The organism is Pseudomonas sp. DTU12.3 (assembly GCF_004124275.1).
Lineage (GTDB): Bacteria > Pseudomonadota > Gammaproteobacteria > Pseudomonadales > Pseudomonadaceae > Aquipseudomonas > Aquipseudomonas helmanticensis.
Window position 1 is genome coordinate 3032005 of record NZ_CP027218.1, and the last position, 12604, is coordinate 3044608.

12 protein-coding genes are annotated in these 12604 nt (G+C 60.6%); 5 read left to right on the forward strand and 7 right to left on the reverse strand.

What is annotated here, in order from left to right; genetic code table 11:
• Positions 1-193 precede the first annotated feature (193 nt).
• From C2E19_RS13905 to C2E19_RS13915, 3 genes are read left to right on the forward strand one after another with little or no spacing between them, the layout of a single operon-like run.
• Complete coding sequence (locus C2E19_RS13905) at positions 194-880, forward strand: CsgG/HfaB family protein (RefSeq protein ID WP_164979470.1); 687 nt, start codon at positions 194-196, stop codon at positions 878-880.
• Positions 881-921: 41 nt separating this feature from the next.
• The gene (locus C2E19_RS13910) at positions 922-1278 is read left to right on the forward strand and encodes a DUF4810 domain-containing protein (RefSeq protein ID WP_164979471.1); all 357 of its coding nucleotides are present in this window, start codon (positions 922-924) and stop codon (positions 1276-1278) included.
• Complete coding sequence (locus C2E19_RS13915) at positions 1275-1934, forward strand: DUF799 domain-containing protein (RefSeq protein WP_129393149.1); 660 nt, start codon at positions 1275-1277, stop codon at positions 1932-1934. The genes C2E19_RS13910 and C2E19_RS13915 overlap by 4 nt, the downstream gene beginning before the upstream one ends.
• A 99-nt stretch (positions 1935-2033) precedes the next feature.
• Here the strand turns inward: C2E19_RS13915 and C2E19_RS13920 are convergent, their stop codons facing one another.
• From C2E19_RS13920 to C2E19_RS13950, 7 genes are all read right to left on the reverse strand, one after another.
• Positions 2034-2696, reverse strand: coding sequence for a flavin reductase family protein (locus tag C2E19_RS13920; protein WP_129393152.1), 663 nt, complete (start codon positions 2694-2696; stop codon positions 2034-2036).
• A gap of 11 nt (positions 2697-2707) precedes the next feature.
• Positions 2708-4195, reverse strand: coding sequence for an amidohydrolase family protein (locus tag C2E19_RS13925; protein WP_129393155.1), 1488 nt, complete (start codon positions 4193-4195; stop codon positions 2708-2710).
• Positions 4192-5388, reverse strand: coding sequence for an amidohydrolase family protein (locus C2E19_RS13930; protein WP_129393157.1), 1197 nt, complete (start codon positions 5386-5388; stop codon positions 4192-4194). Before C2E19_RS13930 ends, C2E19_RS13925 begins: the two co-directional genes overlap by 4 nt.
• A 206-nt stretch (positions 5389-5594) precedes the next feature.
• Positions 5595-6647, reverse strand: coding sequence for an extracellular solute-binding protein (locus C2E19_RS13935; protein ID WP_129393161.1), 1053 nt, complete (start codon positions 6645-6647; stop codon positions 5595-5597).
• Between the two features lie 15 nt (positions 6648-6662).
• On the reverse strand, positions 6663-7451 hold the full coding sequence (locus C2E19_RS13940) for an ABC transporter permease (protein ID WP_129393165.1): 789 nt from the start codon (positions 7449-7451) through the stop codon (positions 6663-6665).
• Positions 7448-8365, reverse strand: a complete 918-nt coding sequence (locus tag C2E19_RS13945; protein ID WP_129393168.1) for an ABC transporter permease — start codon at positions 8363-8365, stop codon at positions 7448-7450. The genes C2E19_RS13940 and C2E19_RS13945 overlap by 4 nt, the downstream gene beginning before the upstream one ends.
• Before the next feature lies 1 nt (position 8366).
• Positions 8367-9452 (reverse strand): ABC transporter ATP-binding protein, encoded by a 1086-nt coding sequence (locus C2E19_RS13950; RefSeq protein WP_129393171.1) that lies wholly within the window; start codon positions 9450-9452, stop codon positions 8367-8369.
• A 140-nt stretch (positions 9453-9592) separates the two neighbouring features.
• Here C2E19_RS13950 and C2E19_RS13955 point away from each other — a divergent pair, with 140 nt between their 5' ends.
• Together C2E19_RS13955 and C2E19_RS13960 are read left to right on the forward strand one after the other, a co-directional pair.
• Complete coding sequence (locus C2E19_RS13955) at positions 9593-10282, forward strand: GntR family transcriptional regulator (protein ID WP_007969663.1); 690 nt, start codon at positions 9593-9595, stop codon at positions 10280-10282.
• Positions 10283-10416: 134 nt separating this feature from the next.
• On the forward strand, positions 10417-12528 hold the full coding sequence (locus C2E19_RS13960) for a PAS domain-containing sensor histidine kinase (protein WP_129393174.1): 2112 nt from the start codon (positions 10417-10419) through the stop codon (positions 12526-12528).
• Positions 12529-12604: the final 76 nt, after the last annotated feature.

Consider the following 12604-nt stretch of genomic DNA (forward strand, 5'->3'; position numbering starts at 1 on the left):
TGAGGCACCGCTTTCGCGAGCAAGCCCGCTCCCACAGTTGATTTGTGTTTTTGGATTAAACAGTCAAATAGGTGGCGTCAAAAAAATCTGTCTTCGGTGATGGCACTTTGGCATAATGCCGGCCCTTTCCCGAGCCTCAACGCTTTGGCGTGCCGGGACACCCCTGTTTTTCAAAAAGGAATACTCAGTGAGAATGATCTCCCGGATGTTGGTCTCAGGCGTGGCGATTGCGGTGCTGGGCACGCTGGCCGGCTCGCTCGCCGGTTGCGCCACTGAAAGCTCCCGCGCATTGCCGGTGGCCAAGGTCGAAAGCGCTTCGCAGATCTGGACCGGCGTTCGCGTGCCAATGGCCGTGGGCAAGTTCGACAACCGCTCCAGCTACATGCGCGGGATCTTCTCCGATGGCGTCGACCGTCTCGGCGGTCAGGCCAAGACTATCCTCATCACCCACTTGCAGCAAACCAACCGCTTCAGCGTGCTGGATCGCGACAACATGGGTGAAATCCAGCAGGAAGCGGCGATCAAGGGCCAGGCCCAACGCTTGAAAGGCGCTGATTATGTGGTCACCGGTGACGTTACCGAGTTCGGCCGCAAAGAGACCGGCGATCACCAGTTGTTCGGCATTCTCGGCCGTGGCAAGACCCAGGTCGCCTACGCCAAGGTCAACCTGAACATCGTCAACATCAGTACTTCCGAAGTGGTCTATTCGACGCAGGGCGCGGGCGAATACGCCTTGTCCAACCGCGAAATCATCGGCTTCGGCGGCACCGCTGCCTACGACTCGACCCTCAACGGCAAAGTCCTCGACCTGGCCATGCGTGAGGCAATCAATCGTCTGGTGGATGGCATGAACGCCGGTGCCTGGAAACCGGGCAACTGATCGACGCCCATTGCAAGGAGCAACACCCCATGAATTTGACTATGTCGCGCACATTGTTGGTGCTGACGCTGGCCGCCAGCGCCTTGCTGGCCGGTTGCAGCAGCCCGAAAACCCTGTACCAGTGGGAAGGCTACGAGCCGCAGGTCTACGAATACTTCAAAGGCGAAGAGCCGAAAGAAGCCCAGGTCGAAGCGCTCGAACGTGATCTGCAAAAGATCCGTTCCACCGGCAAAGCCGTACCGCCGGGTTACCACGCGCACCTGGGCCTGTTGTACCTGAGCATGGGCAAGGACGATCAGATGGTGCAGCAGTTCAACACCGAGAAAGCGCTATTCCCCGAGTCCGGCACGTACATGGATTTTCTCCTTAAAAACGCCAAGACCGGAGTCGTGCAATGATCTCGCGCGCATTGAAACTGCTGGCCGGCGCGCTGGCCCTGACCGTACTCGGTGGCTGTGTCGCGCCGAAAACTGTCGATTATTCGGCGTACAAACAGGCGCGGCCGAAGACCATTCTGGTGCTGCCACCGCTGAACACTTCGCCGGATGTGAAGGCGTCGTACAGCCTGTTGTCGCAAGTGACGTTCCCGCTGGCCGAAGCCGGTTACTACGTGTTGCCGATTGCGCTGGTCGACGAGACCTTCCGCCAGAACGGCCTGACCACGCCGGATGACATTCATCAGGCACCGCCGAACAAACTGAAGGAAATCTTCGGTGCGGACGCGGCGCTGTACATCACCGTTTCTGAATACGGTACGCGTTACATGGTGATCAGCAGCGAAACCGCAGTGACCGCGACGGCGAAACTGGTTGACCTGAAAACCGGCACCACGCTGTGGACCGGCGCGGCGCGGGCGTCGAGCGAAGAGGGCGGCAATAACGGTGGTGGCGGTCTGGTTGGCATGCTGATCACGGCGGCAGTGAAGCAGATCATCAACAGTTCCACCGATGCCGGTTATCCGATTGCCGGTGTGGCGAGTAATCGCCTGCTCTCGGCCGGGCATCCGGCGGGCCTGCTGTACGGCCCGCGTTCGCCGAAATACGGCACTGACTGAAAAATCAAAAGATCGCAGCCTAATGATCGTTCCCACGCTCTGCGTGGTAACGATCAAATGTAGGAGCTGCCGCAGGCTGCGATCTTTTGCTGTTGCCGTTTATTTGGGGGCGGGCCAAAAGCGTTCGCCACCGCCCGGTGCGTCCGTCCACGCTTGCAACGAGCGGGTCGGCAAATCGAAGTAATCGCGGGTTCGCGCGTAACCATGGCCGCCCATGCGCCCGATCGCATCCAGCGCCAATTGATCGATGTACAGCGTCTTCGGATCGATCAACTCATCGCGCACATGCGCCATCAGCACCTCGCCAAAAATGATCTCGCGCGACTGACCGATGTTCAGCGCCATCATCCGTCGGCACTCCAGCGCCACCGGGGCTTCGCCGATGCGTGGGCATTTCACCGTGGTGCCGGCAATCGCCGTCAGCCCTGCTGCGGTCAGCTCATCGAAACCCGGCGCGAACGGCACGGCACACACATTCATCGCCTCCACCAGCGCATCGCTGACGATATTCACGGTGAACTCCTGATTGAGCTGGATATTGCGCGTGGTGTCTTTCGGGCTTTGGTCGCCGTAGTTCTCGACGCCCAGCGCCAGAATCGGTGGATCCGCCGACAGCGCATTGAAGAAACTGAACGGCGCGGCATTGACCCGGCCCTCGCCATCGATGGTGGTCACCAGCGCAATCGGCCGGGGCACGACGCTGCCGATCAGGATCTTGTATTTTTCCCGTGGGCTGAGCTGGCTGAAATCGAAACTGTGCATGGCAGAACTCTCTAGGAAAGTGGATCAATCGCGCTCAACGGCGCTTCGGCGCTGTAGTCGTCGGCGAACGGAATGGCCGGCTGGAACAGGCTTTTCCAGTCCGGTCGGGCAAAGGCTCGTTCGCTGTGGCTGCGCATCAGTTTTTCGTATTGGCGTTGTGCCTGGCGTTGCAGGGCGGGGTAGTCGACGCCACTGACCTGACCGTCGTGCATCACGCAGCGACCGTCGATGTAACTGGCGATGCAATCGTCGCCGCGCCCGGCCAGCAGCAGGTTTTTCAAAGGATCGAACAGCGGCCCCAGATGCAGGCCGCGCAAGCTGAACACGGTGATGTCGGCTTTGGCGCCGGGGGCCAGGCGGCCGAGGTCATCACGCCCCAGCGCCCGCGCACCGCCGAGGGTGGCGGCGTTGTACAGATCGAGGCTGCTGGTCAGCGCAGATCCGCCCTCCATCAACCGCGCAATGTTCAAGCCGTGGCGCATGTTTTCCAGCAAGTCCGCCGGCCAGGTGTCGGTGCCCAAGGCAAAGTTGATGCCCTTGGCGCGGTAGCGACCAAATGAATTCAGCGCCTCGCCATCGCGGGCGAACACCAACGGGCAATGCACCAGGCTCGCGCCGCCGTCGATCACCCGCTGCAAGTCATCATCGCCAGTGGTGTAGATGCCGTGCGGCAGCAAGCTGCGCGGGGTGAGCAAATCCAGTTGCTGCAACCAGCCCAGCGGCGAAGTCCCGCGCAACTGCTCGACCATCGCCACTTCGCTGAGTGCCTGGCAGCAATGCAGACGCATCGGCGCGTTCAGTTCGCGGCTCAGCGCCGAGGTGCGTTGCAGCAGCGCCGGGGTGCAGGTCTGGATGCGATCAGGCAACAGTGCGCCGCGAATCAAGCCGTGGTGTGCGCCGTCGAAATCCTTGAAAAAGCGTTCAGCCGCATCCAGTCCGGCCAGCCCGCGAGCCTCGTTCCAGTGATGGCCGAGGCTGCCGTCGGCGCGCCAGTAACTCATGCCGCTCATGTAGCAGGGGCCGAGGTAGCTGCGTAAACCGAGCTCGGCGGCCACCTCGGCAACGGCGGCAAATTCGTCGTAGGTTTGCGCCCACTCGCGGTAATACATTGAGGTGATCGGCATTGCCGTGGTGATGCCGTTGCGGATCAACTGAGTGAAGGCGTAGCGGTATTTGAAGATTTCTTCTTCGGTGCTGTAAGTCTCGCGCGGGCCGGCCGCCAGGTACTCGGCAGACCACATGCGGCCCATGGCGCGTTCGTCGCCGTTATCCAGCGTCAGCACCGTGGAGTCGAGATCGCCGAGTGCATCGAGGTCGATGAAACCGGGACCGATCAACGCGTTGCCGTAGTCGATCCACTGATCCACCGGCCCGGTGTAACCGCGTCCGACGAACTCGATGCGCGACCCGGCAAATACCACTTCGCCGTCGCGCCACAGCACATGTTGCGTGCCGTCGAAGCCGACTACGCAGCTGGCGCGCAGACCGATGCGTTTCACAGACGGCTGCTCAGCAAGCGGCCACCTTCGGCGATCAAAACACCTGCGCGATAGACCTGCCGCAATGGCCGCGCGACGACGGCTTCGCCAAGGGTTTCGACCGGCATCAGCAAGAAGTCTGCACGCTGGCCGAGTGCGAATCCGTAATTCTCAATACCCAGCGCCCGCGCACCATTCACCGTGGCTGCGTCAAACGCCGCCGCGAGTTCATCGTCCTTGCCCAGATCAAAGCGGAACGCCAGCAGCATCGCCCGTTCAAGCATGTCGCCATTGCCCATCGGCGACCACGCGTCACGAATGCCGTCGGAACCCAGGCAGACATTCACGCCAGTTTCGCGCAATGCCAGAAACGGTGGCACCGCTGTGTCGGCCGGCGCTGAACTCATCAGCGAAATGCCCAACGCCGCCAAACGTTCGGCGACCGGTTTGACCTGGCTCCACGGCAACATGCCGAGGCAGTAGGCGTGGCTGATCATTACCCGGTTTTGCAGGCTGAAACGCTCGGTGTAGTCGGCGATCAGCGCGATCTGCCACAGGCCCAGTTCACCTTTGTCGTGCAGATGAATATCAACGCCACGGCCGAATTCCGCCGCGAGTTTGAAGACGAAATCCAGCTGCGCGATCGGGTCGTTGTCGATGCCGCACGGGTCGAGCCCGCCGACGTTTTCCACGCCCAGCGTCATCGCCTCGCGCATCAATTCGGCGGTCCCGGGGCGGCTGATCAGGCCGGTTTGCGGGAAGACCACCAGTTGCAGGTCGATCAGGTCTTTGTAGCGTTCGCGCAGTAGTTGCATGGCTTCGACGTGACGCAGACCGAATTCCGGGTCGATGTCGACGTGGCAACGCAGGGTCAGCGAGCCTCGGGCGATGCAGTTTTCCAGCAGGGCGCCGGCGCGTTCGGCGATGGGGGCGTTGACTTCACGGAGGATGCGCCGTTCGTTGCTGATGTAGTCCTTGAGCGTCGGCCCGGCGCTGTTGGGGCGCCAGGGTTGGCCGTAGAGGGTTTTGTCGAGGTGGACGTGGCTTTCGACCAAGGTTGCGGTAAGCAGTTGATGTTGGCCATCGATATCGCTGGCGGCCAGCGGCGTGTTGGTAGCGGGTCGGCGTTGAGTGAACCGACCGTTTTCGATCAGCAGATCTTCGGCGGCGGCGCCGTAGGGGCGCACGTTGCGGAGCCAGTGTGGCTGGGTCATTTCTTTACCTCAGGTTCAGGGTGTCCGGGCGGGTCCCTTCGCGAGCAAGCCCGCTCCCACAGGGAGACGCATTCCAAAATGTGGGAGCGGGCGCCTTCGCGAGCGGCCCGCTCCCACATGGGCTCAGTGTTGAACTCAAAATTGTTGGCAATCAAAATCCCCTGTGGGAGCGGGCTTGCTCGCGAAGGCCGCGCCTCGGTCTCGGATCAACCCTTGAGCTTCGACCAAATGCGATCCTGCAGCTCCCGCGCCTTGTTGCTGCACTCCTTCTCAGGCCGCAAACGCGAGGCGTATTCGTCGGGCATGTTGATTGCGTCCATCACTTTCCACTTCGGATCAAGCAACGAATCGCTCTGAATCCCGTTGGCGTAAGCAATCGCGTTGGACACCGCTGCGGCGTTCTCCGGCTTCATCATCCAGTCGATAAAAATCTTCGCGTTACCCGGGTGCGGCGCGCTTTTCGGCACGGCAAAGTTGTCCTGGAACATCGCCAGGCCTTCACGCGGATAGACATACTTGATCGTGCTCTTCTGCAACGTCGCCCGCGCCGTCGAGCCGTTCCAGTTCTGCATCATGATCACCTCGCCCGAGGCCATGCGGTCGACGGTGTTGTCGGAGCTGTACATCTTCAAAAACGGCTTCTGCTTTTGCAGCAACTCCAGAATGCGCTTGGCGTCCTGCGGGTTTTCGCTGCATTCGTCGACGTTCAGGTAATGGCTGGCGGCGTTGATCACGCTGCTCGACGTATCCAGCGCGGCGAGCTGGCCTTGCAGCTCCTTGCGCGGTTCGAAGAACTCCTTCCACGAGTCATCCAGTTTGCCGCCCGGCACCCGCGCGCTGTCGTAGGAAAACCCGGTGGTGCCCCACAGATACGGCGCCGAAAACTTACGCCCAGGGTCGAAGCTCGGATCACGGAACGGTCCCTTCACGTACTGGAAATTGCTCAGGGTCGGCGTGTCGATTTCCATCAGCAAGTCCTGCTTGATCAGCGTCTGCATGATCGATTGCGACGGCACGATCACGTCATACGCGGCGCCGCCGGCCTGCAATTTGGCGAGCAGGGTTTCGTTGCTGTCGTAGCCGTCCATGGTCACCTTGATCCCGGTTTCCTTCTCGAACTTGGCCAGCAGATCGACCGGGTAGTAGTCGGTCCAGTTGTAGAAAAACAGCTCTTTCTGCTCGGCGGCGTAAGCGCCGAACGCGGTGAAACAACTCAGGGCCAGACCGGATACTGCCAAACGCATGCTTTTGACTTTCATGAGAGCGCTCCAGATTTATGGTTGTTTACCGCGTTGGCCCAGCCAGAAGGCCAGCACCACCAGGACAATCGAAATCACCAGCATCAGCGTCGAGATCGCGTTGATCTCCGGGGTCACGCCAGCCTTGATCGCCGAGAAGATGTACACCGGCAACGTCGTCGAACCGGGGCCGGCGACGAAGAAGGTCATGATGAAATCGTCGAGACTGACCACGAACGCCAGCACTGCACCGGACAGCACCGCCGGCCACAACAGCGGCAAGGTCACGCGGCGGAATATCTGCCATGGATTGGCGTACAGATCGTTCGCCGCTTCCAGCAGGCTCTTGTCGAGATCGTTGAGGCGCGCACGAATCGGCAGGTAAGCGAAAGGAATGCAGAAGCCGATGTGCGCGACGATCACCGTGAGCAAGCCGAGCTTGATGCCCAGCGCCATGAACAGCAGCAAGGTCGCCACAGCGGTGACGATCTCCGGCAGGATCAGCGGCAGGTTGATCCCGCCCTCGACCATTTTCTGCCCGTAGAACGGCCGGTAAGTGGCCAGCGCCGCGAGCAGTGCAATCGCTGTGGCGCAGACCGTGGCGAGGGTCGCGACGATGATCGAATTCAGCGCCGCCGTCTGGATCGACGGATTGGCCAGAATCCGCCCGTACCAGGCAAACGAGAACTCGGTCCACACCGTCGCCGAACGGTTGGCGTTGAAGCTGTAGGCGATTAACACGAAAATCGGCAGGTACAGATAAGCGAGGATCAGCAGGCTGATTTCGCGGGTTGCCGGGAGTTTTTTCAGGTGCAGGGAAATCATGCTTTCGCCCCCCGATGAATAGTCTTCGCCGCACGGCGGCTGTACAGCGCGTAAAGCACCAGCGACACCAGCAGAATCGCCAGCAACAGGAACGACAGCGAACTGCCCAGCGGCCAGTTACGCGCCGTGCCGAACTGTTGCTGAATCAGGTTGCCGATCATCAGCGTCTTGCCGCCGCCGAGAATCGCCGGGGTAATGAAGGCGCCGAGGCTCGGCACAAACACCAGCAACGCGCCAGCAATTACGCCGGGCATCGACAGCGGCAGGATGATCCGCCGCAACGCGTGCCAGCGATTGGCGCCGAGGTCGTAAGCGGCTTCGACCAGACGCCAGTCGAGTTTCTCCAGCGTCGAATAGATCGGCAGAATCATGAACGGCAGGAAGCTGTAGACCAGACCGACACTTACCGCAAAATCGTTGTAGAGCAGGGTGATGCCGCCGGCACTCGGGAACAGTGCGTTGAGGCTTTGCGCGACCCAGCCGTGTTCGCGCAGGATGATCAGCCACGCGTAGTTGCGGATCAGCAGGTTGGTCCAGAACGGAATGGTGATGAGCAAGACCATCAGGTTGCGCCGGCGCGGGGTCAGGCTCGACATCCACAACGCCACCGGAAAACCGAGCAGAAAGCACAGCACGGTGGTGCCGCCGGCCTGTAGCACCGAGCGCAACAGCGCCTGGGCGTAGACCCAATTCAGCTCCAGTTCGCCATCGAAACCTTCCTGGAAAAACAGCTGCACGTAACTCTGCAATTGCCATTGCGCTTGCCAGTCGACGCCGCCATAGGTGTTGCGCGGCAGCAAGCTGATGTAGCCCATGATCCCCAACGGAATGGCGATCAGGGCGAGCAGGGTCAACACCACCGGGCTGAGCAACAGCGCGCGGTTGAGAGCGGGGGAAGTGCTGCTGACGCTCATCTCAGGCCTCCATCAACAGGCAGGCGTGCGGTGGCAGGTGCACGGCGACGCGTTCACCGACGGCGCGACCACGGTTCAGGCCTTCGTTGTTTTCGCGCAGCATGACCTTGATGTCGTTGTTCAACCGGCACTGGTACAGCGTCGCGGTGCCGACGTAGAGCACCGCTTCGATGACCCCGCGCAGATGATGCGGCTGGCTGGCGTCGACCAGTTGCGAACGTTCCGGGCGAAACGCCAGTTGCACGCTGCTGCCGGTAAAGCTCTGTTGCTGACACGGGATTTCGATCGGCATGCCGTTTGGCACGAAGAGTTTTTCGTTGTGTTCGCCGTGCTTGAGCTGGCCGGGGAGGAAGTTGATGTCGCCGATGAACTGCGCGACAAAGCGGTGTTTCGGCTGTTCATAGATGTCGGTCGGCGTACCGATCTGCAGGATTTTGCCGGCCGACATCACGGCGATGCGGTCGGACAGGGTCAGCGCTTCTTCCTGATCATGGGTGACGAAGATAAACGTGATTCCGGCTTCTTTCTGCACACGCTTGAGTTCGACCTGCATTTCCTTGCGCAGCTTCAAGTCGAGTGCTGACAGCGGTTCGTCGAGCAACAGCACTTTCGGTTTCGGCGCCAAGGCCCGAGCCAGAGCTACGCGCTGTTGTTGGCCACCCGATAGTTCGGCCGGTTTGCGCGCGGCCAGGTGCTCCATTTGCACCAGCGCGAGCATCTCGATGACGCGCTCGGGGATCAACTTGCGATCAAGACCCTGCATCTCGAGCCCGAAGGCGATATTCTGCGCAACACTCATGTGCGGAAACAGCGCGTAACTCTGGAACACCGTGTTGACCCGACGCTTGAACGGCGGCAGATCGTTGACTGGTTCGCCGGCCAGGCGAATCTCGCCTTCACTGACGTGTTCGAAGCCGGCGATGGTCCGCAGCAAGGTGGTTTTGCCGCAGCCCGAGGGGCCGAGCAGGGTGAAGAATTCATTGTCGGCGATGTTCACCGAAACATTGTCGAGGGCCGGCGCAAGGCCAGGATCGTCGGAGTAGCGTTTTGAGACGTTGCGCACTTCAATTGCTATTGGTTGACCCATAATGGTGCAATCCTCTATTTATTGTATGCAATATCTGAATGCAATTTAGAAATACCCGGATTAATCTGCGTGTGCAACCCCCTTTTTCCATGGCCGTGCATCGCCAGGGGCAGGTTGCCTGACGCCAAAGGAGTGTTCGAATGACCGAGAAGAAACTGGAAACCACGGTCGACCGCGTCTACCAAGGGGTTTACGAGGCGATCAGCAAGCGTTCGTTGCGCCCGGGAATGAAACTGGGCGAGGCCTCGTTGGCCGAATTATTTAATGTCAGCCGCACGTCGGTGCGTGCTGCATTGAAGCAATTGGAGGCCGATGGCCTGGTCACCACCGAGCCCAATAAAGGTGCATCGGTGTCGTTGCCGAGCAACGAAGAGATTCGTTCGCTGTTCGAAACCCGCCGGCTGATCGAGATCGGCATCGTCACCGAACTGTGTCGCCGCAAGGACACCGCCGCGATGCAGGATCTGCGTGAACACCTGCTGCTCGAAGACGAAGCGCACGCTGCGGGTGACCATGAGCGACTGATCCATCTGCTCGGCGAGTTCCACATCAAACTGGCGCGCAGCCTGAACAATCCGGTGTTGCTCGACTGGTTCCAGAAACTGATTTCGCGCGCCTCGCTGTATGCCGCCGCGCTGGATGACGACAGCCACGAAGCCTGCCGCGACGATGAACATTTACGCCTGATCGAGTACATCGAGGCCGGCAATCAGAGCGCTGCCATCGAACTGACCTGCATGCACCTGAACGGTATCGAGAAGGCCATTCTCGACGTCGCCGCGAAGATGAAAACTGGCTACCATCCGCTCAAGCACCTGATCGGGGTCTAGTCCCCGGACGGGGATGAAATCGGCTATACCTCATATGAAACCAATACGACGCAAGACGCTCGAAACAGACGGGCGTCGTGTTGTATTGGCGTCGTAAATTACCGGGCAATCAGCACAGGACACTGAGTCAGGCGATGCAGTTTTTATCCGATAGCCACGGTTGTGACGGCTGGAAAGGCGAGATGGCCGGGCGTATTTGTGCGTTCGACTGGAGCCCTACCGAACTTGGCCCGCTCAATAGCTGGCCGGCCAGCCTGTGCAGTGCGGTGCAATTGATGCTCGCGTCGCCGCTGCCAATGGTCATGCTCTGGGGTCGCTCCGGCTACATGATCTACAACGACGCCTACTCGATATTTGCCGGTGGTCGGCATCCGTATCTGCTCGGTTCACCGGTAGAACTGGGCTGGCCGGAAGTCGCCGAGTTCAACCGGCATGTGGTTGATACCTGTCTGGCCGGCGGCACGTTGTCCTTTCGCAATAAAGAGCTGGTGCTGCTGCGCGATGGCGTGCCTGAAGACGTCTGGATGGATCTGTATTACAGCCCGGTGGCGAATGATGACGGGATGCCCGCCGGGGTCATGGCGATGGTGGTCGAAACCACCGAATTCATGCATTCCGAACGCCTGCGCCAAGCCGCCGAACATGCTTATCGCGCCGACAACGAACGGGTGCGCCTGGCCTTGAATGCCGGGGCTTTGCTCGGTTCGTTCGTCTGGGACGTGAAGAACAATACGCTGTCGGCCGACGAGCGTTTCGCCCGCACGTTCTCCTATCCGCCCGACCAGGACTTGAGCAATCTGCGGCAAGATATCGCCGAGTCGCGCATTCATCCCGACGACTCCGCCTGGGTGCAGGAGCGCGTCGCCCATTCGGTGCAGACCGGCGAGCCGTACAACGCCGAATACCGCGTCCGGCGCAGCGATGGCAGTTATCTGTGGGTGCTGGCCAGCGGCGGTTGCGAATTCAACGAGCACGGCGAGCCGCTGCGTTTTCCCGGCGTGCTGATCGACATCCATGAGCGCAAGAACGCTGAAGAATCCCTGCTCAGATTTACCCGCAACCTCGAACAGCGCGTCGCCGAAGAAGTCGAGGCGCGGCTGGCAGCGGAAGAGCAATTGCGCCAGTCGCAGAAGCTCGAAGCCATTGGCGGTCTCACCGGAGGCGTCGCGCACGACTTCAATAACCTGCTGCAAGTGATTGCCGGCAACCTGCATTTACTGGCCCGGCATGAGCCGGAAAATGCCAACGTGCAGCGCCGCGTCAGTGCCTCGCTGGCGGCGGTCGAGCGTGGCGCCAAGCTGTCTTCGCAACTGCTTGCGTTCGCCCGTCGGCAACCGCTGTCGCCGGCGGTGTGCAATCCGCAGCAGATTTTCGAAGGCGTCGGCGAATTGCTCCAGCGCGCGCTGGGCGAAACCATTCAGATCGATGTGCAGCTGCCGCCGGTGCCGTGGCACATCAACGTTGACCGCAATCAACTGGAAAACGCCATTCTCAACCTGGCGATCAACGCCCGCGACGCCATGCAAGGCGAGGGCACCATTGGTCTCAGCGCCGCCAACGTGCAGCTCGATCGCGAGTTTTGCAGCGGCAAAGGCATCGTCCCTGGCGAGTTTGTCCGGGTCGCGGTCAGTGATACCGGCGGTGGTATCCCGTCACAGATTCTCGAGCAGGTGTTCGAACCCTTCTTCACCACCAAGGCCGACGGTCAGGGCACCGGGCTGGGCTTGAGCATGGTTTTCGGCTTCGTCAAACAGAGCGGCGGCCACGTCGAGATCGACAGCACGGTTGGTGAGGGCACGCGGGTGCAGTTGTACTTCCCGCGCAGTTTGCGCCCGGTTCTGGATGAATCGCCCAACCTGCAGAGGCAGCAGAACGGCGGCCACGAAAGCATTCTGGTGGTCGAGGACAACGACGCGGTGCGCGCCTCGGCAGTCGAGTTGCTGCGCGAAGAGGGTTATCAGGTGTTGACCGCCGCCAATGGCGACATGGCGATGCAGATGTTGCTGGAAGGCGTTGCGGTGGATCTGATCTTCACTGACGTGGTCATGCCCGGCCTGATCAAAAGCTCCGATCTGGCTGCCTGGGCCAAAGTGCAGACGCCGCCGGTGCCGGTGCTGTTCACCTCCGGGCATACCCGCGACATCATTTCGCGCAATCACCAGTTGAGTCCCGACACGCATCTGCTGGGCAAACCGTACAGCCCAGAGGCGATGTTGCAGATGATTCGAGTGGTGCTCAGTGCCTGACTGGGACAGAGCCCTGAGCCTACTCGAGCTCTGTAGGGAGTTACCTGTGGCGAGGGGATTTATCCCCGTTCGGCTG